Here is a 25,625-nt window from a genome sequence, read left to right on the forward strand (position 1 = left end):
GGGCGACCGGGACGCCGCCGGCGTCTCAGGGCAGCGGCACGCCCAGGTCGATGCCGAGGCCGCGCTCGATCAGCCAGGCCAGCCCGGCCAGCGTCACCAGCAGCGCGCCGGGAATCAGCACCAGCCGGCGGTACCACGGCGAACGGCGGCACAGGAAGCTGGGCGGGATCACCACCAGCAGGACGCCGAGTTGCGCCGCCTCCACGCCCAGATTGAAAGCCAGCAGGGCCCAGACGCGGCCGCCCGGCGGCAGGCCCAGTTCGATCAGGGCGCCGGCGATGGCGGCGCCGTGGATCAGGCCGAACGCTCCCGCCAGCCAGAACAGTTCGCGATAGACCATCGGCCACAGGTTGTTGAGGCCGGCGAACAGCACTGTGGCGGCGACGGCGCATTCCACCGGGCGCGACGGCAGGGTGAAGGCGCCGGTCGCGGCCAGGGTCAGGGTGATGGCATGGGCGATGGTGAAGGCGGTGGCCATCAGCGCGGTGTCGCGCAAGGCGATGCCGAGGCGCGGCGCGGGAATCCATGGGCTGTCCCAGCGGCGTCCTTGCCGGCGCAGCACCGCGGGCAGGAACAGGCCGGCGAGGAACAGCATGTGGTCGAGGCCGCTCCAGACGTGTGCGAGTCCGGCGCGAAAGTACTCGGTGAATACATCCAGGGCATCGCCTTGCGTGCGGATGAAGCGCAGTTCGCGCTGTTGTGGGCTGAACAGGCCGGCGCGTGACTCATCGGCGGCATCGTGTGCGTCACTGCTTTTCGCATCATGGAAATCCAGCTTGAGCAGGCCGCGGTGCAGGGCGTCGATGTCGAACAGCAGGTCGTAGCGCACGGCCAGTGCGATCGGAGTGTGCGGGCAGGCACCGGCAAGGTTGAGCACGGCGTAGTTGCCGTCACCGTGTTCGACGATCTGCAGCTGGTTCAGGCGCAGCGTGCAGGGCCGGCCGTCGGAGCGGATGGCGAGGCGCGACAGGGCATAGGCGCCGATGCGCGCCTGCGCCCGACGCACTTCGCCCCAGTCCAGTTCGCCGTCGCCGGAAGCGTCGAGGCCGATGGCGTAGTCGAGGTCGCGCAGGGCGATGTCCCAGCGGGCGTCGAGCTTGCCGCCATCGACGGAGAGGTGCAGATAACTGGTGCTGGCCTTGTGCGCCTGGGCGGAGGTGCAGAGCAACAGCAGCACTGAGGTGCATGCCAATTTTTTGATCGTACCGGCACATGCCTGTACCCAGGAATTTCGAGCGGATGATTCGACGACCCTGGATACCGGCTTTCGCCGGTATGACAGTGATTGATATTTCATGGCGCTGAACCAGGGGCTGGATGTTCAGTCAGCTTTTCCAGGTACACATCCTCCAGGCGCGTTCGCCGCATCCACTCCAGCACAGCCTGCGCCGCCTGCGGACTGTTCGCGACCGATGCGGCGCGCAGGAAGATGCGCGCATCGATCGGTTCGCGCTGCTGCTGCCAGTCCTGCTGGGCCAGTTGCAGCGCCCGCGCGGCGTCGTGCCTCAGGGCGAGCTGGTACATCGCTTCCTCGCGCAGGTGCAGACTGTCGCCGCGCTGACGCGCCTCGTCGAAGCGCAGGCCGAGGGTGGCGCTGTGTTCATCGGCCCTGACGGTCATGGAAGCATCACCCGCTTCGCCGAGGCGGCGCTCGGCCAGGGCCAGGCGCAGCAGCAGGCTGTCGATGCGGGTACCGGCGGCGAGCAGGTGGACCACCTCGGCGTCGCGGTGCTGTTCCAGCAGGCAATCGGCATAGGCGGCAAGCAGGCCGGGATCGCGTGTGCCGGCGGCGGCCAGCAAGGCCTGGGCGTCGGCGTAGTCGGCAAGCGCGGCGTCGGCCTGTCCAAGGCGGTCGGCGATGCCGGCGGCGGTGGCGAGCAGCCAGATCCGTACCGGCAGCGAGGCCTTGAGCGCCGTCTTGCGCTCCTGGTCGAGAGCGGCCAGAGCGGACGCCGCGGAGCCGGAAAGTCCTTGCGCGGCGTTAACGCAGATGCCGCCGAGCAGGGGATCGATGCGTCGGTCGAGCGCGGTGCAATCGTTCAGGGCGGCGGCGGGATCGCCTTGCATCAGGTGCAGGGTGGCACGGGCCAGTTGCGCCTGGGCCGACTCGGGGCCCGCAGCGGCAACCAGGGCGTCCAGGTCCTGCATGGCGCCGCTGAAGTCCTTGCGTACCTGGCGCAGGCTGGCGCGCAGCAGCAGGACTTCGGGTGGAGGTTGAGCCCGATCCAGCCAGGGACGCAGTGCGGATTCGGCGTAGCCGAAATAACGCGGATCGTCTTCCTGCCGCCCGACGTCGAGCGCGACGCGGGCATAGGCCAGGGAGATGGCGTAATTGCCGGGTTCCGCCAGCCATTGTTCGCGCACATCGCGCAGTTGCAGCACGCCGGGTGCGCGCGGCAGGCCGACGTGCTCCAGGACCAAAGCATCATCGGCCGGCGTGTAGGGCTGCCGGGTCTGTGCCAACGCCGCGGGGGATACTGCGCAGACCAGGGTGCATGCAAGGAAAACGCCGCGTACGAACCTGCGCGAAACATCCCGCGGCACGATCACGGCAGTGCTTCGGGCTGCGCCGGCTGGGGCAGCGGGTACATGCGGAAGGCGCGCGGATTGAGGTCGATGGCGAGGGCTTGCTGGCGATCGGCTTCCTCGCGCTGGCCCAGGGCGGCGGCGATCTGCGCGGCGATGGCGTGCGATTCGGCGGTGTTCCAGGCGGTGGCCAGCACGGCCTCGATTTCATGCTGGGCCTCGGCCGTCTTGCCGGCCTTGTACAGCGCTTCGGCCAGCAAGGTGCGCGCTTCGCCGTTGGGACGCAACTCCGCGTTGCGTTGCGCCAGGTCGAGCGCCTGTTCGGGATGGCCGAACCACAGCTCGTGTTCCAGCGCATGGGCGTATTCGGCTTCGGGCAGCAGCGCCAGGCGCTGGCGATGTACCGCCGCGGCGCGCTGGATCCAGGGCGCGGCCGAGGCCGGATCCGGCCCTACCCGGCGCAGGCGCGCCACGGCGTCCATGAATTCGGGATCACCGGTTTCGGTGACGAGGGTTTCATACAGGGCCTGCGCTTCCTCGCGCTCGCCTTTCAGGGCCAGCACCTGGGCATGCCGGCTACGTGGCAGCCACCAGCCCGGGAGGAGGCTTTCGGCGTGGTAGAAGTATTCGTCGGCCTGCTCCCAGCGTCCACGGTCCAGCAGCAGCAGGCCGTGCTGCAGTTCCAGCCAGGCGTGCAGGTAAGGCGTGTCGCTGTGGTCCTGCTTCTCGGCGCGGTCGATCAGGGCGGCGGCCTCGAAACAATCACCGGTACGCGCATACCAGATGGCGAGGCGGAACAGGCTGAACAGGCCCTCCTGGATGGCCAGCGAGCGATGGAAGCCGGCCAGGGCTTCGGCATAGCGGCCCTGCTGGAAGGCCAGTTCCGCGCTCTCGCCGGCGAAGCCGGCGGTATCGGCGACGAGGAAGCGGCTGGCCAGCCGCGCGCGGTCAGCTTCGGCCTGCGGCAGGCGATGCAGAACCAGGTTCAGATGCAGGCGGCTCAGCAACGGGGCATGTGCGTCGTCGCTGATGGCGAAGGCGTCCGCCATGGCACGGTCGGCGTCGGCGTAGTCCTGGAAGTTGCTGGTGAGGAGGGCTTTCTGCAACAGCGCCAGCGACAGGGCTTCGCGGTCCGAGACTTCATTGGGTGAGCGTTGCAATTCCTTGCGGGCGTTGACGATGGCGCCGTCGTAGAGCTGCAGCAGCCGGGCGTAGTCCACCGCCGGTTGCGTCTTGGGCTGGGCCGGCCCGCAAGCCGGCAGGCTGCACAGGCAAACCAGCAGCAGGGCCAGCCGAGCGCAGCGCCGCATCCGCATCAAGGCGGGGGGAATGGCGCTGCCAGGTAGGGAAATTCCGCCGGCAGTGGCTTGTCATTGGCGGTCGGATCCAGCGGCAGGTTGACCAGGGTGTCGACGGTGCAGGGCGCACCGTTGCACTGGCCCGGTGTGCTGATGTCGAGCAGCGCCACGGCGACCACGCGGTCCACCACCGAGTCGCTGAAATTGCGGCCGTTGGGAAAGCCGTCGGGTTGGCCCAGATCCAGGTGCAGCATGTCGGGAATGATCAGCGGCACCGCCTGGCTGATGCAGCGGCTGACGTCGCAGGTGGCGAAGCTGTCGCAGGTCCTGGCGCAGGATGCCAGGCCCGCCGCCTTGAGTTGCGGATCGAGCTGGTAGTGCAAGACCTTGACGGTGTTCGTCTCTTCCGCCGCGTAATCGCCATCGTTGATCGGATCGGTGGCATTGAACATGTCCTTGTGTGCCGGCGTGATCAGGACCGTGGCCGTGACCGGGCTACCCATGCGGTCGACACGTGCATAGGAGGTGACCGGCGCAGTGGAAAAGACGAAGTTCTGCGGATTGGAATTGCTGCTGCCACTGCCGCCTCCTCCTCCACCACCACAAGCCGACAGTGCGGCGAAGGCCAGGGCCAGCACGGCGCCGGACGGGATGCTTGAGTGCTTCATGTGACGTCTCATGGACTTGCTCCTGTTCATTGCATCAGGCGGCCGGAGGTGGCGAAGACGCAGATCTTGCTCGAGCCCTTGGTGGCGGCGGCCTGGTCCATCTCGAAGACGATGGCGGTGATGTTGCGGGCGCCGAAGGAATCGCGCTTGTTGTCGAACAGCAGTTGTCCGGTCGGCGGCTGATCCTCCGCGCCAAAGCTGGCCTCGGTGGCGGTGAAGCCGACGAAGTCGAAGAAGAACGGATCGTCCTTGAGGCCGGCGAAGAACTTGAGGCCGCTCGGCGTGGTGTTGACCGTTTCCACCGGCCCGGATACCAGGGTGGCGCCGGCGCCCGGCAGGTTTTCCAGCTGCACGCCGATCTTGCCCAGGCTGTTGAGGCCGAAGCGCACGTTGACGTCGGTGTCGGGCTTGCCGTCGCAGTTGCTGTCGATGTGATAGGTGAAGATCACCTGCGGATCGAAACGTCCGGTGGGGCCGTCGACGCGCGTCTGCGGTACCGGGGCGCCGGTGATGTTGATGGCGCCGACCAGCTTGCCGGCGGCACGAAAGATGAATACGTCGGTGATGTCCGCGGCGTGATCGCCGTGGTCGCCCTTGGTGCCCGGGGCGTCCGCATGATCCGCCGCCAGGGCCGCTCCCGACACCAGGGCGAGCCAGATGACCGCAATGCCTGCCTGTTTTCGCTGCATGACCGGACCTCCATGTTGCCTGCCGCAAGTGCGGCCGTGTGACATCTATTTCCCGTGACGGCGCGTTTTCGTTTCGGCGCGTGGGTGAGCTGTCTCCACCGCGTCGCTGACGAACCAGGGCGTGCCGTCGGCCCGCATATACATCCGCTGCATCTCTTCTACGTTGAACGGGCGCGAGCCGATGCGGCCGAACACCGCCACCTGTCCGCCGCTCTCGTCCACCGCGCGGTCGCGGTCGAGGCCGCGCGACAGCGACAGCGCCGGCTTCGGGGTCTTGTAGTGGGCGATCAGCACCGGCTTGGGATCGGGTGAGAAGCCGTAGAACCTGGGTTGCGTGTCCGGCGCGGTGAGCTGGATCACCTGGAGTCCGTTTCGGCCGTCGGCGACATAGGCGAAGAGGGAGGCGTTGGTCGAACCGACCACCACGTCATGCGCGTCGTCGAGCTTGCCGCCGGCGTCGAACAGCTGGTACAGCTTCGGCTTCTCCGGATTCTCCACGTCGATGATGGCCAGGCCCTGCTTGCCGGCGGCGACGTAGGCGAAGGTGCGGGCGACATAGACGCGGTGCGCATCGCCCAGCGCCACGCTGGCGCCGTCGATCAGCTTCGGCGCCTGTGGATGGGTAATGTCCACCACCTGCAGGCCCTGTCCGGTGACGGCGAACAGGTAGCGGAATTGCACATAGGTGCTGCGCAGATCCTGCATCGGCAGCGTCGCCGCCACTTCCGGCTTGAGTGGATCGGCCAGGTTCAGCACCACCAGGCCGGCGTCGGCGGCTATATAGACCCAGTCGCCGGCGATGGTCACGTGCCGTGCACCCTTGAGTAGGCCATCAGGGTTGTAGGTCAGGGCGCGTTCGAGGAAATTGTCGCGCGGATCGCCGTCCTGCAAGGTGTCGACGTTGGTCAGGATCAGGCCTTCGACGCGGTCGGTGATCAAGGCGTAGTGGTAGATCGGGTGGAACGCCTGTTCCTGGTTGTCCTGGCGCATCTTCCCGGTGTTGCGCAGCAGGTTGATCGGCTGGTTGGTGGGCAGGGCGACGCAGCTCGCGTCTTTCGAGGCGATGTGGGTGTCGTGCCCCAGCGGCGAGAACGGCGCGGTGATGATCTTTTCGGAGATGCCCTTGTTGCCGATCCCGGCCACGTCGTAGGCCTGCATGCCCTTCCTGCCTTGCGCCACATAGAGATACTCGCCGCGCAATTGCAGGCAGCCCACCGCGTCGCCGGTGCCATGGGTGTACGCGTGCTGCAATTCCTGCCCGTTCTTCTGGTGTTCGGCGAACCAGTCGGGATAGGCGTAGCGATGCAGGTAGCTGCCGATCACCGCCTGCGGCTCGTCCCATTCCGTCACCTGCACCGCGGCCAGCGCGCCGTCGAGGCCGGTATAGGCGTGGTAGCCGATGAAGTTGACGAAGCCGGTGCCCAGGCCCAGCAGCGAGGTGATCCAGGCGTTGTTGTCGTTGGCCTGCGCCAAGTGACAGTCGGAACAGGTCTTGGTCTCGACCGTGCGTTCGGTATGCGGGTAGTGCGGCGCGAAGGCCTGGCTGGAGAAGCCGCTGGCCGCCACCGGCGCCTGCTGCACGTAGATGTGTTCGCGGTTGGCGTTGGTGGAGGACAGCACCAGGGCCGAGGAACTGCGCACCGGCGCGATGCGGTAGCCCTTGGCCTCGCCGTGCTTGCCCAGCATGAAGAAGTCGTCGCGCGCCACCTGCGGGTTGTAGGTGGCGAAGTTGCGCGATTCCTCGCCGTCGAACTTGTGGCGGTCGGATTTCCAGTTGGCCTGGATCGGCAGGTGGCAGCCGAAGCAGGAGGTGGTCCAGGAACTGTGGCAGCTGACGCAGAGCATCTTGCTGTCCTGGTGGGCACGGCTGGCCGGGGACACGGCGGCCCCCCAGGCGAAGGTTTGCGTGTCGGTGCCCATCAGCTTGGCGCGGGCGGCCTTGGCGTTGTAGTCCTTGCTGGTCGGCGTGACGCTGTCCTTCACCAGGTGCACGCGCCACTCCAGGCCCGGCGTCACCGAGGAGCGTTGCCACAATTCGCCGTTGAGCCACTCGAAGCGCAGGCGCCCGTCCTGGGTGCGCATCTGCGCGAGGTCGGTGCCGGCCGGCGGCGCCGGGGCCTGGGTACCGTCGGCGTAGACGCAGACATAGGTCGGCACCGCGGGCGGCGGGATGTTGGCGACCTTGATCGAGGCGCCGGCCTGCAGCGTGGAGCCGGCCGGGCACTTCGGCGCGGGCGCCGCCGGGCCGGAACTGCGCAGGGTGGGGTAGTTGTCCACCGTGCCGTGGCAGTCCTGGCAGTCGATCTCGATGGCCTGCGCCACCTCGCCGTAGAGGTGGCCGTTGCCGTGCATGTCCTGCGAGAAATGGCAGTCGGTGCACTGCATGCCCTTCTCGACGTGGATCGACATCAGCTGCACCGCCTTGTGCGGGTTGGCGGGATCGAATTTGTGCGGATCGTCGTCGGCGACGATTTTGCCGTCCTTGTCGAGCAGGTCGCCCTTGCGGTCGCGCTTGAAGATGGCGCGGAAGTTCCAGCCGTGGCCGTGGTAGTCGGCGAACTGGGTGTCCTTCAATTGCGGGTTCAGGCCGGAGACGTTCTTGAGGAATTCCGGATCGCTCCACTTGCCGCGGATCGCCGCCTCCTCCGGATTGCGCTCATTGATCTGGCGGATTTCGTGGTCGGTCGGGTACTTCTGCTTCTCCGGCCACATGCTGGGTGCGTCGGACTCGTAGTCCCACATGGTGTAGCCGAGCATCGAGTTGAGGAAAATGTTCGGCTGGTGCATGTGGCAGACCATGCACTGCTCGGTGGGGATGGAGCGGGTGAAGACGTGTTTGAGCGGATGGCCGGACTCGTTCTTCGGAATGGTCGGATCGACGGTCTGGGTGGTGCCTTCGTTGCCGAACTTCGCGTACGGGCCGGAGTGCAGCGGGTCGCGGTCGTTGGCGTAGACCACGTGGCAGCCGGCGCAGCCGCTGGAGCGGTAATCGCCGGCCTGCTCGTTGGTGCCGAGGAACCACATGTAGGGATCGTTGAGGCGCGTCTTGGTGAGGTTGATCACCGGCACGGCGATGCGGTTGCCGGTGCCCGGGCCGCGGTTGGACTGGCGGAAGTCAGGGCGGCCCGGTTCCTCCAGCTTCTGGATGCTGCCGCTGGAATCGGGCAGGCCGGTTTCAGGGAACAGGCTGGAGATGTTGCGGCCGCCGCGCTCGAAGATGCGGAACACATCGCCGGGCGGCACCACTTCCCAGGGCGGCAGCGGGAACAATTTTGCCAGCACGCCCTTGGCCGCCATGTTGGCGTCCGGCGTGCCGGAGGGATCCTCGATCGAGGCGGCCTGGCCGTCGCGGGTATAGGTCTCGCCGATGATGGAGCGCTTGAACGGCAGGATGCCGTTGTTGTACGAGGCGCCCTCGAAGAACATGGCGCTGTTGCTCATCAGGCTGCGTTCGGCCGCCTCGATCAGCGGCAGGTGGCAGGCACCGCAGGCCTCGCGCACCACGCGGTAGTCGCTGGGATTCATGAAACGGATGAATTCGGGCGACTCGCGGTTGAGCAGGGTGTAGCTTTCCGGCGGGTTGGCGCTGGAGGGGTAGCGCCAGGATCCCGGATTGCGCGGCTGCACATGCGCCTGGTCCAGTGTCTTGCGGTAGGCCGGCTGGTCCTGCCGGATGCCGTCACCCAGCGCGATCCTTGCATCGCCACCGTGGCAGTCGGTGCAGCCCAGCACCACCGCCGGGTTGACGTGCATGCTGGCGTGGTCGGTATCGGTGTGGCAGGAGCGGCAGCCTGCGCTCTTGTCCTGCGCCTGCTGCGCGGTCTGGAAGCGCGGTGCGGCGGGCGATTCCGGATAGGCGATGTCGCGCGGCTGTTCCTTGTCGTAGGCGTGGGCCGTGCCGGCGACGGCCAGTGCAGCGAGCAACAGGGCGGGGAGGCTGCGCATGGTCAGTAAGTCAGAACCAGGTTGCCAAGCACCGAGTACTGGTACTTGTCGGGAAACAGGGCGCGGTAGCCGTCGTCCGGGATGAGCATGGCGCCGGACAGGCGGAAGATGATGTTTTGTGTGAAGAAGGGCCGGTAGATCAGGGCGGTGGAGAGATCCCAGCCGATGCTGTTGGAATGCAACTCCTGGTTGCGCGCCAGCGCCACGGTCTGCGCGCTGTCGAACCAGAGGTGATTGAAGTTGCCGGACAGGCGCAGTTGCGGCATCAGGTCGGCATCGGCGCCGAGGCCGAGCAGGATCAGGCCCGGGTTCTCGAAGTTGGACTGGCCGAAGTCCTTGCTGGAGCGCAGGTCGGCCAGTTCGCCGTTGCGCTGCGACAGGGTCACGCCGCCGCCGCCGATCAGCGGCACCGCCTGGCGGATCCAGAAGCTGGTATCGGCGCCGGCGATGATCGGGTTCTCGAAGATGGCGTCGAAGCCGGTGGCGGTGTTGTTGTAGGGATTGTGGTCACCGCTGGCGTAGACGGCGCTGGCGCGCAGGCGCAGCCAGTCCAGGTCGTAGGAGGCCTCGGCCGCACCGAACTTGCCGCGGATGCGCTGTACGTTGTCGGCGAACACGCCGCGGTCCTGGCGGCCGATGGACAGGTAAGTGGACATGGTCAGATTGAGGCGGCCGAAATGGCCGTCGCCGTTGTAGCCGAAGTAGGTCACCTGGTACTTGCGCGGCGTTTCGGTGCCGATGGCGGCCGGACGCTGCAGGAAGCCGTTGTCGTCGTAGAACTGCTCGCCGTTTTCGCGGTTGCGGTTGTGCACCACGGTGAGCTGCGAGGTGAAGGCCAGCACCGGGAAGTCCTGGCGATACAGATTGAAGACGTAGGTGTCGTCGTTACGGGGCTTGACCTGTACGTCGTTGAGGCCGCTGTTGGTGTTCTTCTCCAGGCGACGGATCCAGGCAACGTTGTATTGCCAGCGGTTGTTGTCGCGGGTGCCGAAGAAGCGCAGCGCCAGCTGGTTGTCCTGGAACAGGAAGCCGCGGAAGTCGGTGGAGAAGGGCTGGATGCCGAAGCGCACGCTGTCGAAATCGTAGCGGTCCGAGACGTTGCGCAGGTGGTAGTCGACAAAGGCCTCCTGCAGGCCGATGAACTGGTCCGAACGGTAACGGCCCTTGCCCGGATCGATATTGAGTGCGCCGGCTTCCTCGGCCGTGGTGTAGTTGTAGTTCAGCACCGGCGTCAGGTGCAGCTCGTACTCGGGCGGCTTGAAGGTGGTGTCGCCCTTGATGTACACCGCCGACAGGATCAGGTTGGCGTTGAACAGGGTTTGCCGCTGGCCGCCGAAGATGCCGTTCTCGTTGGGATCGTTGCTGCCCTGGGGGCCGACCGGTACCGGCAGGCGGCGATACTCGTAGAGCGTATCGGCGATGACGTTGAGGCTGAGGAACTCGTCGCCGTGACGGATCGGCTTGTCCGCCTTCCAGGTGTTCTGGTTGTAGGGGTCGTACCAGTGCTGCGGCACCAGGCCCAGGGTGTTGAGCAGGCGCCAGCGGTCGGGGATCGGCGCGATCTCCCATTCCTTCCAGGCTTCCGGCGCCGCCACCGGAGCGAGGCGGCCCATGCGGTTCGGATCGGGCAGCGGCTCGGTATCGCCCGGCACCCGACGCTGCTCACCGGTGCGGCGGCGGATGTCGGGGACGCTTGCCACCGGTGCGGTGGTCGGCATGGCGGCGGGCGGCGGCGCCATGGCGACTTCGCTCTTCAACTCCGGTCGCGGCATCGGCCGCGGCAGGGCTGCGGAGGCGTCGGTCGGCGCCGCGGCCGCGGCCGCGGCTGCGTGTGCGTGTGCGGGTGGTTCCGTCGCCGCGTGATATACCGCATAGGCTTCCGCCGCCGGGATGGCGACGATGTCCTGCGCTTCCGGCACGCGCAACACGCTGCCGGGCCTGATGTGTTCGGGCGAGCCGGCGAAGGCGTCCGGGTTGGCGCGATACAGGGCGGTGATGGTCTGGTAGGTGCAGAGCCGGGTTTTCTCGGGGCGCAGGGCGTAGGCGATCTGCGACAGGCTTTCCTTCGCGTGCACCGGGCCGTAGGTCTGTCCCGCCGCATAAACCTGCGTGGTCACCGCCAGCAGGGTCCCGAGTGCGCTGTACAGCACCAGGCTTCGCGCCGCGGCACGTTTCATTTGCCGTCGCACGGCGCTTGCTCGTTGCTGTCCAGGAACGGCGCCTGCGGGCATTCGACGTAGCGCACCTTCTGACCCTGGATATTGAGCTGGTCGATGCGCCTGGCGATGGGGGCGTTGCCGAGGGTGCCCAGGGTTTGTCCGGCGTTATAGACGCCGAGGAAGGCGACCATGTCGTCCTGGTCGATGCCGTCGCCGGAGACGCCGACCGCACCGATCAACTGGCTGCCGCGATAGATGGGGACGCCGCCGGCGAAAATCTGCAGGCCGTCGCCGAGTGCAGCCGGCACGGTGGTGTTGAAGCCGGCCACCGGCCCCGGAGGGCCGGCGCAGCTGGGACCGACATCCGGGCCCGCGCCGAGACCGAACAGCACGTGCTGGGCAATGCGCTCGTAGACCAGGTCCAGTTGCAGGCCGGTGGAGAAGGGGCTCCATTGGGCGTAGGGCTTGCTCAGCGGGCCATTGGGATAGCCGTCGATGCCGTCGGGAAAGAACGGGCGCTCAAAGTTGCCGATAGAGCGGGCGCCGTACGCATAAGTGCCGTCGAGGGCGTTGACGCCGATCAGCGCGGTCATCGCCCGGCTGTAGTCGGCGAACTGTATGGTGGCGTCGCCGGGGCTGCCCTGCGGCTTGATGTAGGTGACGGAACCGGCCGCCTGCAAGGCCGCCGCCGCACCGGGCGAGGACAGGAACATGGCGGTGCGCGCTTTCTGCAGTGCCACGTCGGTTCCGAACACCGGCGCGTCGCGCGTGCGCAGCACGCCGAGGATAGCGCCCTTGGTGTCCACCACCACGAACGAGCCGCGCATCTGCGAACCCAGCGGCCGGCGGATCTGCGCGCGGGTGCGGTTGGCGACGGCGATGCCGTCCTTGAGCAGCTCGGTGACTTCGGTGGCGCTGAGCAGGCCGTCGCTGCCGGCACGCGGCGGATAGCGTGGGGTGCCGTCGGCGTTGACCAGGCGGAACGCGTCGAGCCCGCTGAAAGCGCCTTCGGTAGCTGCGGCGTAGCCCGACTGCGCGGTGCCGAAATCGGTGCCCGCCAGGATGGTGGCGGCGGAGTAACCGCCCACCGCTTCCAGGGCGCCGGAAGCGCCGGCTGCGCTGAAGCTCAGTGTATTGCGGCCGCCGGTAAGGGTGTCGGCGGTTTCCACGTCGGTATAGCGCAGGGTCTTGCCGCCGACGGTGATGCGGTCGGCGCGGCGATCGGCCGGGGCATCGAAGCCGGCGGTGGCGGCGATGGCGATCAGTTCATCAACGCTGCGGTCGCGATCCGTGATATCGAGGTCAAGGCTGTAGAAGCCGTCGGAGATGATGCCGACGCCGCCGACCACGGTGCCGTTCTTGTACAGCGGGAAGCCGCCGGGGTCCGCTGACAGCCCCAGCGGCGAGCGCTTGGGGCCGATGTCGGCGATGGCGCCGCCGCTGTAGCGCGTATTGAAATCCGAACAGGGCAGGGAGCTGAACTGCACGCCGAACAGCGGACCGCCCGGCTGCCCCAGCTCACCGGGGTTGAAGTGTTCCTGCACGATCTGGCTGGCGGTGCGGGTGGAGAAGGCGTTGCCCTCGGAGCTGAGGTAGGCGCCGGTAATGGCCTTGGCGATCGCGGCCAGCGGCGACGGCACCACGCCCAGGCCGTCGAGGCCGGTGCCGGTATCGCGCTGCGAATCCACCGTGACGCTGTTCCTGGCGTTGCTCATCTTGAACACGGCGAGCACATTGCCGACACGGTCGGTGACGGCGATGACGGCACCCACCTTCTGCGCCTGCGCCTCCGCTACGGCCTGGGCGATGACGGTCTGCACCTCGGCGATCTCCAGGCGCTGCGGGATGTCCTGCTGGCAGTTGCCGCTGCAACCGCCGCTCGGGCCGCCGCCGCCGCAGGAGGACAGCGTCAGGCACAGACCGAGCAGGAATTCCGGCAAGCAGCGGCGACGGATCATGGCGGGTGCTCGGCCAGCGCGGGCGGCCCAGCGGGCTTGCTCGCCATGCCCATCAGGTGATCCTTCGAGATGTGGTAGCCGTGGCATTCGATGCAGGTGGAAGGAATCCTGGAAACGGTTCCGGGATCGCCATGGCAGTCGCGGCAGCGCGTGATCTCCGGCAGCAGCACATCGGTGCTGAGCGTGGACTTGCGGGCGGCGTGGCAGCTCTCGCATTTCTCGGTACGGTGGGCTTGATGGCTGAAGCTGGCGTGGTCGAGCCGATGCTGCGCCAGCATCACCGGCGCCACGCTCCACGGCAGCGCCGGATCGCCGGTGCGCGTCACGCTGTGGCAGTAGCCGCAGACGCGCTTGTCGAACACCTCGTCGATGACGATGGCGGACTGCTGGTCGGCCCATTCCAGCGCGGCCCGCGCCTGCGGCGGCGTCAACTGCTCGCCCGGCTTGCGCCGCAGCTGCACGATCGGCGGGGCGCCAGGTTTCTTCACGCCACCGGCCAGTGCGGCGCGCGCGTAGTAGTCGCGGATCACACCCACCACCTGAGCCGGCTGCCCGTGCGGCACCGAGCGGTCCGGATCATCGGGGTCGAAGTCCAGGCGATGGCATTCGGCGCAGTGCTTCTGCATGTCGATGGGCTTGAACGACACGCCGGAAGAATCAGGTTCGTGGCAGCTGGGACAACCCAACACCTGCTTGCCGGTGGGTGACTTGATGCCCTTGGGATCGAGGTGCTTGTCGTGCGGATACTTGAGATTGGTGTCGGAATGCAGCGTCATCGCCTGTTCCGGGCTGGCTTCGATCCAGGCGAACGTGCGCGTCACCGAGTCGTAGCGCGCCACCTTCGGCGTGAACACCGGATGGTGCTGCGAGAAATCTGCGGCCGCTTGCAGCCTGAGGTCGGGAAAACGCTGCTGCGGCTGCGCGTGGCAGGCGGTGCACTGCGCGCTGTCGCGCATCACCAGTGCCAAGTCTCCCTTGTGCTCGTGGTGGCAGTCCTCGCAGCGTGCCTTGGCGAAGTCGTCCAGCCGCAGCCAGCGCGCATCGCTGGCATGTGCTTTTGTATCCTTGTGGCAGCTCAGGCAGGCTTCGTTGGGCACGCGCTCGAAGGCTGCCTTGTGGCACTTGGCACAGTCGTTCTGGAAGTAGGCATGTGCACTGCTCGATTGGCCGGGCACCCACAAGTGATCGGTCGGTATCGCCGCCGCCAGACCGGTCGGCGGCCTGGGCGGCTGGTAGTCCGCCTGCGCCGGCACGGGCGGCGGGGTGTGGTGGAAGCGCAGCCAGGCCGGCAGGGCGAAGCTCAGCAACAGCACCGGCACGAACAGCAGCCAGGCCACGCGCCGCCGCGTCCACAGCACTTCACCCAGGGTCATGCCCAGGCGCGTCTGCCGCTGGCTTTTCTCGTCGCGCGCCGAGACTTTTTCCTCGACATCGATCTGCAGGTCGATATCGCCGGTGCCGGGCAGGATGGTCAGCTGGTAGCGGCCGATCAGGACGACATCGCCGCCGCGCAGCTTGTGCTCCCTGGTCACGGCGCCGTTGACCAGCATGCTGGCGCCGGGCCTGGTCACCAGCATGGCATTCTTGCCGCTGCGCACCAGCTCGGCATGGGCCAGCGCGATGCGCAGATCCGGCAGCTCGATGTCCTGGTCGGTGCCGCGGCCGATGCGCAGGCGCTGGCTCTCCAGCGTGCGGTCCTGCGAGACGTTTTCGCCGCTTTGCCGGGTCCAGGTGCGGATCAGGAAGCGCACGGGGCCTACCAGTAGATGAAGACGGAGAGGATGTGCGCGAGCAGCGCCGCCAGCAGGGCGAAGGTCAGCGGCACGTGGATGTACAGCCAGACCTGCATCTGCGCGTGCAGGCGAATGTCGCGGTTGATGCGACCGGCGATGTCGCGCCGGCGCGCCACCAGGTCGAGCAGCTTCTGGGCGCTTTCGTTGTCGTGGCTGCCGCCGACCAGTTGGCCGGCCATGAACGAGACCGTGGATGATTCATCCGGCCCCAGCGACCGCATGCTGGGCTGTGCGCGCAGCTTGGTGGCCATGAAGCGGGTGGTCATGCCCAGCTCCTTTTCGACCTGGGCGAACGCCTTGCGTAGCGGTTCGCGCGGGCCGAACAACTGCGCCCGCAGGCCGCCGCCGATGCGGATGCGGTCGATGGATTGCACGATGATCTGGTGCACCTGGGTGTCGAGCGCGTCGGCCAGCTTCAACGATTGTTCGTTCAGTTCGTCCAGTTCCGCCAACCAGGCTTCGCGCGTGCTCTGGTCGCGGTTGACGGTGATCAGGGTGGGATAGCGGGCGTAGACGATGGTGCCGTAGACGCCGCTGGCGATGACCAGCAGCATCAGTACATAAGAGAGCGTGTGCACGTTCCAGCCGAAGTGGAAGCCGGTGTGCAGGGTGGCGATGGTGATCAGGGACAGGCCCAGGTAGACATGGGCCGAGAGCCAGCCGCGCACGGTGCCCAGGCGCGAGCTGTAGTCGCGCTTGCGCCAGCCCAGCAAGGTCAGCCAGACGATGAGCAGGGCGCCGACCGTGCCGAGGGTGTAGCCCAGCCAGGTGCCGCCGTTGGGCCCGTCGGCGGGGTCGTCCCACCAGTAGACCGCCACCGCCAGCACGCACAGCAGCGAAGCCAGCTTGAAGTAGCGGAAGCGGGCATGGGCGAGGAAGCCTTCGTGGATCGCCGCCGTCGGTACCGTCCTGGTTTCGGCGGCGGTGCTCATTCTTTTCTCGCCACGCGCAGGAACTGCTCGGGGCTGACGCGCCGCGCCGCGCCGGTGGGACAGGCGCGGACGCAGGCCGGGCCGCCGGGAAGGCTCTTGCACATATCGCACTTGGCGGCTTTCTTCGGCACGTCGCCGTGATCGTGGTGCGCGTGGTCCTGCAGGCCCGGCTCGCGGCCGCCGAACAGCATCCAGCGCCACAGGCTCGGCCTGGTCTTGCTCTCCACGCCCATCTGGATCACGCCGTAAGGGCAGTTGCGCTGGCAGTTGCCGCAGCCGATGCAGGCGTCGCTGATGAAGACCTCGCCGTTGGGGGCGCGCTTGATCGCGTCCGGCGGGCAGTCCTTCATGCAGTGCGGGTGCTCGCAATGGCGGCAGGAGGTGGGCACGTGCAGGTTTTCGAAAGTCGGGCCGGCTTCGCGGTTGAGGCGCGACAGGCCGCCGTGGGTATCGGTGCAGGCTTTCTCGCACTGGTCGCAGCGCACGCACAGCGACTCGTCGATGAGCAGCACGTCGGTGGCCTCGCCGACGCCCTGCGCCATGAGGAAGCCGATGACGCCGCCGCGCTCGGGCTGCTGCAATGCGGAGACGTTGCGCGCCAAGCGGTTCTTGTAGATTTCCTCGACCCGCGCCTTCACCGGCGGGTCCTGCGCCAGCATCGCCTTGAAGGCTTCGCCGTCGATGCGGATGGTTTCGGTGGCGACGGCGGCGGTCACCGTGGCTGAACGGGGAATGTTGCTGACCAGGGCCATTTCGCCGACGTATTGCCCGGCCGGGACATAGGCCAGCACCACATCGCGGCCGTCCATATGGCGCGAAATGGTGACCGAGCCCTTGCGGATCAGGTGCAGGCAGTCGCCCGGCTCGCCCTCGCGGAACAGGTGCTCCCCGGGCTTGAAGGCCAGCACCGAGGCGGTGGCAATCAGGCTCTGCAAGGCAACGGGCGGACGCTCCGGGGCGATCGCGGCCTGGATGGCGCGGCTCAGGAACGATTGGTCGAGCACCCGCTTCACCGCGGGGATCGAATAGATCAGCTTGTTCATCGATCGGCGCGGCGTTTCCACCAGCATGCAATTGGGGCCGGCGTGCACCGTGGCGGAGCGGCGCCGGCCCGAGATCAGGCTCATCTCGCCGAAGAATTCCCCGGGGCCCAGCGTGACCGTGCGCGTCGCCTTGCCGCCTACCAGCTCGATGTCGACCTGGCCGTTGACGATGGAATAGAAGCTGTCGCTGTAAGCGTTGCGCTCGAAGATCACTTCGCCCTGCTGCGGCAGGCGCAGTTCGGAGTCGAGCAGGAACTCGCGCAGCTGCAGGCGCGTCAACGGCGCCAGCACCGGCACCCGCCGCTGCACCAGTTCCAGCGCCGCGTCCACCGTGCGGAAGCCGGGCATGGCGCCGAACTTGCCGCGCAGCAGCGGCTCATCCGCCGGCTCGACGTTGTGGCCCTGGATGAACTCCACCACCTCGTAGCCCTGGTTCATCGCCTGCTTGATCAGCGGGAAGCCGGCGAGGGCGCCGATGATGTACAGGCCCGCCACGTTCGACTCGTAGGTGGCGGAAACCGCCGGCAGGCTGGTGACATCGGCAGTGGGGAAAGCCACGCCGCAGCCTTCCACGAACTTGCGCGGCGGCGTGGCGCCGAGGCGGGCGATGACGCGGTCGCAGGGCAGGTGCACTTCGCCAGACGCGGTGTTCAGTATGATCAGGCCGCGCGGACGTCGCCCCGGCTGGTCTTCGGCCTTGCGCGGGCCGCTGTTGTAGAAGCACTGGATGCGGCCGTCGGCAATGGCCTTGAGGATGGCGGCGTTGTTGGCGGCCTTGGCGCGGTCGAATTCGTCGCGGCGGTTGACGACGATGACCTTGTTGCGTTCGCACAGGGCCATGGCGTTTTCGATCGCCGCGTCGCCGGCGCCGATGACGACGATGGTCTCATCGTTGTACTCGTCCGGGTCATCGAGCTGGTACTGCACGAACGCCGCGTCTTCGCCGGGGCAGCCGAGCTTGCGGATGTTGCCCTGCAGGCCGATGGCCAGCACCACGTGCTCGGCCCGGATGACGCTGTCGTCGGCCAGTTTGAGGCAGAACGCGCCGCGTGTGCCGCTCACCCCGGTAACTTCGCTGCGCAGGCGCCGGTTGACCTTGAGGCCGTCGCTTTCGCGGTTCCAGGTTTCCAGGATCTGCTCGCGCTTGCCGGCGGCGAACGAAACCGGGCTGCGCAGCGGCAGGATGGCCGGTTCGGCCATCACGTATTTGCCTTTCTGGTAGCGGTAGATGGTATTGGAGAGGTGCGCCTCGGCTTCGAGCAGCACATGGGACAGGCCAAGCTCCGCCGCGCGGGCAGCCGCGGACAGTCCGGCGGGGCCGGAGCCGATCACTGCGATTTTGAATGACTCTCCCATACCCCCCATACGCGTGGTTTGAGCGCGCGTCCCCTGTCCGTACTATGCTTGAAAGTAACAAAGGGCACCAATGGCTCACACCACGCGTATAGGGGGTATGCGTCAGCTGCTCGTGCGTTGGATCACGGTGCTGCCCCTGCTGTGGTCCACGATGGCCGGCGCCGACGGTGATGGCGACAAGCATCTTGGCGTCGCCAGTTGCGCCGGCAGCACCTGCCACGGCTCCACGCGTCCCTTCGCCGACAGCCGCATCCGCCAGGACGAATACTTCATCTGGCAGCGCAAGGATGCGCACGCCCGCGCCTACGACAATCTGCGCTCCGAGCGTTCGCAGGCCATCGCGCGCAAGCTCGGCATCGCCGATGCCGCCACCGCGCCGCGTTGCCTGGTGTGCCACGTCGACAATGTTCCCGCGGCGCAGCGCGGCGAGCGCTTCCAGTTGAGCGACGGCATCGGCTGTGAGGCCTGCCACGGCGGTTCCGAACACTGGATCGGGCCGCATGCCGCCGGCTACAAGACGCTGGACGAGCGCACGGCGGCCGGCCTCAAGCCCCTGTGGGATCCAATCGCCCGCGCCAGGCTGTGCGGCGACTGTCATATCGGCAGCGACTCGCACCCGATGAGCCACGCCATCATGGCCGCCGGCCATCCGCCGCTGCTGTTCGAGCTGGACACCTTCGGTGTGCTGGAACCGCCGCACTGGCATGTGGATGCCGCTTACATCCAGCGCAAGGGTCCGCAGGACCCGGCGCGCAACTGGGCCGCCGGTCAAGCCGAGGGTGCGCGCACGGTGCTGGAGAACCTGGGCGGCCCGCGTTTCGGCAACGGCATGTTTCCCGAACTGGCCTTCTTCGACTGCAACGCCTGCCACCACTCCCTGGTGAAAGCCGATCGCGCCCGCCCGCAGCGCAGCGGCGGCTTGCAGGCCGGCGCCGTGCCGCTGGCCGATGCGCAACTGGTGATGCTGATCCGCTGGCTGGAGGTGAGCGACGCCGGCGCGGCGCGCAAATGGCACGACCAGTGGGTGGCCTTGCAGGGCGCCGGCCAGCGCGGCCCGGCCGAAGTCCGCAGCCAGGCCAAGGCCATGCTGGCCACGCTCGACGGCAGCATCGAGCCGCTGCTGCGCAACCACACGCTGGACGAGGCGCAACTGCGCAAATTGCTCAGGAGCATCGTCGGAGACGCGCGCGGCGCACACGTCGGCGACTTCAGCGATGCCGAACAGACCGCCATGGCGGTGTCGGTGCTGACCACCGCGCTGTCCGAGCGCGGGGCGCAGCAGGTTTCCGCCGGCCTGCGCGCCGCGGTAGACGAACTCTACGCCCAGGTGATGAACCGCGACGACTTCCAGCCGGAGCGTTACAGCAAGTCGATCGAGCGGGTTGCGGCGGCGCTGGGGTTGCCGGGAGCGGGTTGAGCCGCAAACGCAGTGGCTGGATCTTGTGATCCTGCGGGCTCAAGTTGCATGCTGCCGTCCCGGACAACCAGAGCGGACGCCATGTGGACGCATGAAGACAGCATCGAAACATCCGCCGCTCCTTCGCGTGTCTGGAAGCTCTTTTCCGACGTGGCGCGGTGGAAGGACTGGAACGCCGGGATCGAGGCGATCGAGATTCATGGTCCGTTCGCGGCGGGCACGACGTTCACGATGAAGCCACCGGGGCAGGATGCCTTCACCAGTACACTGGTCGAGGTGCGGGAGAATGAGGGTTTTGTCGACGAGGCGGTGGTGGAGGACGTGCGGGTGCTGGTGAATCACGGCCTGCTGCGGCTTGCTTCCGGCGGCGCGCGCATCACCTATGGCACGCGGATCACGGCCCCGGGGGCGGAGACATTCGGGCCGATGGTGACTTCCGATTTTCCCGAAGTGTTGGCGGCGCTCAAGGCAGTGGCGGAGCGGGCGGAATAAGACGGGGCAGCGCGAGGGGGCGCCGTTAATGCAATTAACGCGGGCTGTTGGCGATGGCTTCGCAGTTCACGCTGGACAGAGTGACATTCGCCCTGCTAGAGCGGATGGTCCACGGCAAGTAGTTCGCCCTGGCGCGCAGGGCCGCATGCGCCGCGGCTTTGGCTCTCGTCTCAAATCGCTCAGACCAGTGCCGACAAAGCGCCAGCATTTGCGCGCCGTAGTGCCTGAATCGTTCGGGCACTTCCTTGCCGGTGCGCTCCAGCCATTGCCGTGATTCGGCGCCGATGCTGGCGTCGGTGAGTGACAGCAGTTTCTGCAGTTCGCCGATGGCGAGGAACAGGACGCCGACCGATGCAAGCATCAAGAGGAGGCCGTTGGCCAGATTCCTGTAGGGCTCGAATTTCGCCAAGCCCGGTTGCCGTGTCCGACCGCGGCCAAGGCCGGATCGACGTCCCGCATTGGCATCGGAGGATTCCAGCCTGCGCTTGCCGACCACATTGCCGCTGCGACCGACGACGAACACGCTCACGCCCTTGTCGCAGGAACCCGTTCCGACGAACCAGCCGGTATCTTGTCCGCACCGGTCCGAAAAGGCGCCGGCGAGACGCTGCTCGATCGCCGCCGGCCGTGCGACCGGTTGGGCGCTGGCTTCAGACCAGTCCATACAGAATGCGTGACAAGGCACGCGATGTCGGTGGGCAACCGGATGAAGCAGGCCCGAGCTTGCGATACATGGGTTAGCCTCCTTGCGCCCTTGTGCAAATCAGAACCTGTGCGTCATGTTTAGTTCCGGCTTGCCGCCGCGCATTGAAACGGTTCCGCAAGGCCTTGATCTGCGAACCAATTCACCTTCTGAGTCGTGACATTGCGGAGGGCGCCCGGAGAGGCGGCGGCGCTATGCTATCTTCATCGCCCCGATGCGGAATTTCCGCGCCCTTCAGGAATGACACATGGCCTTAATGGACTTCCTCAAGAAACAATTCATCGACGTCATCGAGTGGACCGAGGATGGCGACGAGGTGCTGGCCTGGCGTTACCCGATGCAGGACCGCGAAATCCAGAATGGCGCCTCGCTGACGGTGCGCGAGTCGCAGTTCGCGGTGTTCGTCAACGAGGGCAGGATCGCGGACGCCTTCGGGCCGGGCCGCTATACGCTCAATACCAACACGCTGCCGCTGCTGACCAATCTGCGCAACTGGGACAAGCTGTTCCAGTCGCCCTTCAAGAGCGATGTGTATTTCTTCAGCAGCCGCCAGCGGCTGGACCAGCGCTGGGGCACCAGCCAGCCGGTAACGCTGCGCGACAAGGAGTTCGGCGCGGTGCGGGTGCGCGCCTTCGGCAACTACGCCTTCCACATCGCCGATCCGAAGGTGTTCCATGCGCAGGTTTCGGGCACGCGTGATGTGTACCGCATGGCCGATCTCGACGGCCAGCTGCGCGGGCTGGTGGTGCAGGAGATGGCCAATGGCGTGGCCGCTTCGGGCATCGCCTTCCTCGACCTCGCCGCCAATCAGAACATGTTCGCCAAGGTGCTGACGGATGCGCTGGCGCCTGCGTTCATGGCGCTGGGCCTGAAGCTGGATACGCTGACGGTGCAGAGCCTGTCGCTGCCGGACGAACTGCAGAAGATACTCGACCAGCGCATCGGCATGGGCATGGTCGGCAACGACATGGGCAAGTTCATCCAGTACCAGACCGGGCAGGCGATTCCGAAGATGGCCGACGGCGTGGCTGGTGGCGGCGGGATTGCCGGCGATGCGATGGGGCTGGGCGCCGGCGTGGCGCTGGGCCAGGTGCTGGCGCAGAACCTTCAGAAAGGGCTGAGCGGCGCCGCGGCGCCGGCCGCTGCGGCGGAGTCGGTGAAGGCGGACGACGTGGTCGCCACCATCGAGAAGCTGCACGACCTGAAGACCAAGGGCATCCTCAGCGATGCCGAGTTCGATGCGAAGAAGGCGGAGTTGCTGAAGAAGCTGACCTGAGGGGGCTTGCCGCCGAGGAAGCAATAGCGCGCATCCGCGGCGCGGCGGGAGGATCGGCCAGATTCTTCGCTGCGCCCAGGATGACGGACAAAGACAAGTAGACCGCAGCAAGCAACCAGATCCCCGACCGTGGCTCAACCACCAGGCTCCGGCCCGACCAATCCCGCCGGACCGCAACGCCACTGGCAGGCGCCGTGCCCCAATTGCGGCGCGCCGGTGGAATTCCAGTCCGCCGCTTCGCCGGTGGCGGTGTGCTCGTTCTGCCGCAGCACGGTGGTGCGCGACGGTGAATCGCTGCGCAAGATCGGCGAGAGCGCCGAACTGTTCGATGACCATACGCCGCTGCAGCTCGGTGCGTCCGGGCAGTTGCAGGAGCGCGCCTTCACCCTGGTGGGACGGCTGCAATACGGCTACGGCACCGGCGTCGAGCAAGGTGGGGACGGCAAGATCGACGGCAGCTGGAACGAATGGCATGCGCTGTTCGCGGACGGTGCCAGTGGCTGGCTGTCGGAGGACAACGACCAGTATGTGATGGCCTTCGACGTGCGGCCGGATGCGCCGCTGCCGCCGGCGGAGTCGCTGCGGCCGGGCCTGCGCCTGGGGCTGATCGCCAAGCAATGGCAGGTCGCCTCGCTGGTTCGCACCAAGCTGCTCGCCGCGCAGGGTGAGTTGCCGGCGCCGCCGGCCCTGGGACAGGTGTACACGGTGGCGGACCTGCGCAATGCGCAGAACCAGGTCGCCACCATCGACTATGCCGACGCGGCGCATCCGGTGCTGTCGGTTGGCTTGTCGGTGCGCCTGGCCGATCTACGCTTGCGCGGGCTGCGTGAGGAGCCCGGTGCCGATACGAAGATGCTGGCCAGCCGCGGCTTCCCCTGTCCGAATTGCGGCGCGCCGGTGGCGCCGAAGCTGGCCGGCACGCTGAGCATCAGCTGCAATGCCTGCCATAGCGTCATCGACCTGTCGCAGGGTATCGGCGGGGAGCTGCAGGCCTTCGAGCAGCGGCAGCGCTTCAAGCCGAAGATTCCGCTGGGCAAGTCGGGGGTACTGGCCATCGCCGGCCTGCCGCCGCTGAGCTGGCAGGTGGTGGGCTTCGCCCAGCGCCGCGGCGTAGGCAACGGCACTTTCACCTGGGCCGACTACCTGCTTTACAACGCCGCCGAAGGCTTCGCCTTCCTCAACGATACCGAGGACGGCTGGGTGGGCTGGCGCACCATGACCGGTGTGCCGGAAGGCGGCGGCGAGCGTGGCGCCAATGTGGTCGGGTGGAACGGCGTGCGTTACCGCCTCACCGACAGCTATCTGGCGGAAGCCCTTTATGTGGAAGGCGAGTTCTACTGGAAGGTGCAGCAGGGCCAGCGCCTGCGCAATGCCGATTACAGCGGCACCGGCGCGGCTTCCGGCCGGCGCCTGTCGCGTGAGGAAAGCGACAACGAGGTGGTGTGGTCGCAGGGCGGGTTGATCCCCGCCAGCAGTATCGCGGATGCCTTCGGCCTGCCGCCGGAGTTGCGCAGGCTGATCCGGCCGGATGTGGCGCCGACCTCCGGCAGCAATATCTCGCTGAGCACGGTGGTCGTGATCGTGCTGATCCTGCTGCTGCTGTTCCTGTTGCCGCGCTGCGGCGGCTACGGCGGGGGTTACTACGGCACGGCGGGCGGCGCCTACGGCGGCTACAGCAGCGGTGGCGGCCATAAATAGCTTGCGCGTGCCGACCGCGAGCCTGGTTCGACATGAATTCCGGCGATCGTGAGGGCGGCGAGGGATCGGGCCAGATCCTTCGCTCCGCTCAGGATGACACCTGGACTGATGCCGGGGCGGGAGATGGTGCCCCCGCACCGCATCCGATGGAATTGGTGTTGCTGGCCTCGGTGTTCGTGGTCGCGGCCTGCGGGCTGATCTACGAGTTGGCGGCGGGCACGCTGGCTTCCTATCTGCTCGGCGATTCGGTGCTGCAGTTCTCCACCATCATCGGTACCTACCTGTTTGCCATGGGCGTTGGCTCCTGGCTGTCGCGCTTCCTCGATTACCAGTTGCCGGCGCATTTCCTGCGCATCGAGCTGCTGGTGGGCGGCGTCGGCGGGCTGATGCCGGCGGCGCTGTTCCTGCTCAGCGCCTATGCGCCGTCGCCGTTCCGCTGGGTGTTGTATGGAATGGTGTGGGGCGTGGGTGTGCTGGTGGGGCTGGAGATTCCGCTGGTGATGCGGCTGCTGACGCGGCAGTACGCGTTGAAGGACCTGGTGTCGCAGGTGCTGACCTTCGATTATCTCGGCGCGCTGGTGGTGGCCATCGCCTTTCCGCTGCTGCTGGTGCCTTACCTGGGCCTGATCCGCACCGGGCTGCTGTTCGGTCTGCTCAATACCGCGGTGGCGGTACTGGCGCTGTGGCTGTATCGCGGGCAGTTGATCCATCTGCGTGCGCATGTGGCGGCGGCGGCGGGCACTGCCGTGGTGCTGCTGGCGGCCTTTGCCGGCGCCGACCGCATCACCTCCTGGGCCGAGGACCGCTTCTATGCGGACCATGTGATCTACGCGGCGACCACGCCGTACCAGCGCATCATCATCACCCAGGGCCATGCGGGGCATGACGACAGCGTGCGTCTGTTCCTCAACGGCAACCTGCAGTTCTATGCCCACGATGAATACCGCTACCACGAGTCGCTGGTGCATCCGGCCATGGCCGGCTTCGGCGCCCCGCGGCGGGTGCTGATTCTCGGCGGCGGCGACGGCATGGCGGCACGCGAGGTGCTGAAGTATCCGAGCGTGGAGAGCGTCACCGAGGTGGAACTGGACGCCAACATGACGCGGTTGTTCTCGCAGCAGCCGCTGCTGCGCCGGCTCAACCACGACTCGCTGCTCTCGCCCAAGCTGAAAGTGATCAACGAGGACGCCTTCCAGTGGCTGCAGAAGCGGCTCGACGATCCGGCGGCGGAGCCGTACGACATCATCGTCATCGACTTCCCGGACCCGAGCAATTTCTCCATCGGCAAGCTCTACACCACCAGCTTCTATGCGCTGGTGGACCGCAATCTCTCCGCCAGCGGCTACGCCGTGGTGCAGACCACCTCGCCGTTGATCGCGCGCAAGAGTTACTGGACGGTGGCGGCGACGCTGGAAGCTGTGGGGCTGCGTATCGCGCCCTACCACGCGCATGTGCCGAGTTTCGGCGAGTGGGGCTTCATCATTGCGGGACATCGTCCCTATCACTTCCCGGAGACGCTGCCGGAGGGGCTGCGCTTCCTCTCGGCGCCGACCTTGCCATTGCTGTTCGACTTCCCGCCGGACATGTCGCGGGTGCCCGCCGAGCCGAACCGCCTGTCCAACCAGGTACTGGTGCAGACCTTCGACGCCGAGTGGGGGCAGCTGCCTTGAAG

The 25,625-nt window shown here is 67.1% G+C and carries 17 protein-coding genes; 5 read left to right on the top strand and 12 right to left on the bottom strand.

Features of this window, described 5'->3' with window-relative positions; translation table 11 throughout:
• Window positions 1–25: 25 nt before the first annotated feature.
• The 11 genes from BP26_RS0110595 to BP26_RS0110650 all read right to left on the bottom strand — a co-directional run bounded on the left by BP26_RS0110595 (window position 26) and on the right by BP26_RS0110650 (window position 18,367).
• Complete coding sequence (locus BP26_RS0110595; RefSeq protein ID WP_051748829.1) at window positions 26–1,177, bottom strand: HupE/UreJ family protein; 1,152 nt, start codon at window positions 1,175–1,177, stop codon at window positions 26–28.
• A 116-nt stretch (window positions 1,178–1,293) separates the two neighbouring features.
• On the bottom strand, window positions 1,294–2,463 hold the full coding sequence (locus tag BP26_RS0110600; protein ID WP_051748830.1) for a hypothetical protein: 1,170 nt from the start codon (window positions 2,461–2,463) through the stop codon (window positions 1,294–1,296).
• 83 nt (window positions 2,464–2,546) lie between these two features.
• Entirely contained in the window at window positions 2,547–3,836 is a 1,290-nt protein-coding gene (locus BP26_RS0110605) for a tetratricopeptide repeat protein (protein ID WP_157572476.1), read from the bottom strand.
• A gap of 5 nt (window positions 3,837–3,841) precedes the next feature.
• Window positions 3,842–4,492, bottom strand: coding sequence for a DUF4331 family protein (locus BP26_RS27550; RefSeq protein ID WP_051748831.1), 651 nt, complete (start codon window positions 4,490–4,492; stop codon window positions 3,842–3,844).
• A 26-nt stretch (window positions 4,493–4,518) separates the two neighbouring features.
• On the bottom strand, window positions 4,519–5,181 hold the full coding sequence (locus BP26_RS0110615) for a DUF4331 family protein (protein WP_029920557.1): 663 nt from the start codon (window positions 5,179–5,181) through the stop codon (window positions 4,519–4,521).
• Between the two features lie 45 nt (window positions 5,182–5,226).
• A complete protein-coding gene (locus BP26_RS26615; protein ID WP_036516560.1) occupies window positions 5,227–9,126 on the bottom strand; it encodes an LVIVD repeat-containing protein in 3,900 nt (1,299 codons plus the stop codon).
• Window positions 9,127–9,128: 2 nt separating this feature from the next.
• Entirely contained in the window at window positions 9,129–11,303 is a 2,175-nt protein-coding gene (locus BP26_RS0110630) for a FimV/HubP family polar landmark protein (RefSeq protein WP_051748832.1), read from the bottom strand.
• Window positions 11,300–13,243: a heme-binding protein gene (locus tag BP26_RS0110635; RefSeq protein ID WP_029920559.1), complete on the bottom strand. Its 1,944-nt coding sequence runs from the start codon at window positions 13,241–13,243 to the stop codon at window positions 11,300–11,302. The genes BP26_RS0110630 and BP26_RS0110635 overlap by 4 nt, the downstream gene beginning before the upstream one ends.
• Window positions 13,240–14,994: a cytochrome c3 family protein gene (locus BP26_RS0110640; RefSeq protein WP_029920560.1), complete on the bottom strand. Its 1,755-nt coding sequence runs from the start codon at window positions 14,992–14,994 to the stop codon at window positions 13,240–13,242. The genes BP26_RS0110635 and BP26_RS0110640 overlap by 4 nt, the downstream gene beginning before the upstream one ends.
• 5 nt (window positions 14,995–14,999) lie before the next feature.
• Window positions 15,000–15,968 carry a hypothetical protein gene (locus BP26_RS0110645; protein WP_029920561.1) on the bottom strand — a complete coding sequence of 323 codons (969 nt, stop codon included), beginning with the start codon at window positions 15,966–15,968 and terminating at the stop codon, window positions 15,000–15,002.
• A complete protein-coding gene (locus BP26_RS0110650; protein ID WP_029920562.1) occupies window positions 15,965–18,367 on the bottom strand; it encodes a cyclic nucleotide-binding domain-containing protein in 2,403 nt (800 codons plus the stop codon). The genes BP26_RS0110645 and BP26_RS0110650 overlap by 4 nt, the downstream gene beginning before the upstream one ends.
• Before the next feature lie 97 nt (window positions 18,368–18,464).
• On the opposite strand from BP26_RS0110650, the gene BP26_RS27555 reads away from it, so the two are divergent.
• Both BP26_RS27555 and BP26_RS0110660 read left to right on the top strand, forming a co-directional pair.
• Window positions 18,465–19,784, top strand: a complete 1,320-nt coding sequence (locus BP26_RS27555) for a multiheme c-type cytochrome (RefSeq protein ID WP_051748833.1) — start codon at window positions 18,465–18,467, stop codon at window positions 19,782–19,784.
• 81 nt (window positions 19,785–19,865) lie between these two features.
• A complete protein-coding gene (locus BP26_RS0110660) occupies window positions 19,866–20,276 on the top strand; it encodes an SRPBCC family protein (RefSeq protein ID WP_029920564.1) in 411 nt (136 codons plus the stop codon).
• Window positions 20,277–20,310: 34 nt separating this feature from the next.
• Here BP26_RS0110660 and BP26_RS0110665 read toward each other — a convergent pair whose 3' ends face one another.
• Complete coding sequence (locus BP26_RS0110665) at window positions 20,311–20,940, bottom strand: hypothetical protein (protein ID WP_029920565.1); 630 nt, start codon at window positions 20,938–20,940, stop codon at window positions 20,311–20,313.
• A gap of 286 nt (window positions 20,941–21,226) precedes the next feature.
• Here BP26_RS0110665 and BP26_RS0110670 point away from each other — a divergent pair, with 286 nt between their 5' ends.
• The 3 genes from BP26_RS0110670 to BP26_RS0110680 all read left to right on the top strand — a co-directional run bounded on the left by BP26_RS0110670 (window position 21,227) and on the right by BP26_RS0110680 (window position 25,623).
• Window positions 21,227–22,255: an SPFH domain-containing protein gene (locus BP26_RS0110670; protein ID WP_029920566.1), complete on the top strand. Its 1,029-nt coding sequence runs from the start codon at window positions 21,227–21,229 to the stop codon at window positions 22,253–22,255.
• 129 nt (window positions 22,256–22,384) lie between these two features.
• Window positions 22,385–23,953: a DUF4178 domain-containing protein gene (locus BP26_RS0110675; protein ID WP_029920567.1), complete on the top strand. Its 1,569-nt coding sequence runs from the start codon at window positions 22,385–22,387 to the stop codon at window positions 23,951–23,953.
• A gap of 146 nt (window positions 23,954–24,099) precedes the next feature.
• Window positions 24,100–25,623, top strand: a complete 1,524-nt coding sequence (locus tag BP26_RS0110680) for a polyamine aminopropyltransferase (protein WP_051748835.1) — start codon at window positions 24,100–24,102, stop codon at window positions 25,621–25,623.
• Window positions 25,624–25,625: the final 2 nt, after the last annotated feature.

It is taken from the genome of Nevskia soli DSM 19509 (genome assembly GCF_000711955.1).
GTDB classification, from domain to species: Bacteria; Pseudomonadota; Gammaproteobacteria; order Nevskiales; family Nevskiaceae; genus Nevskia; species Nevskia soli.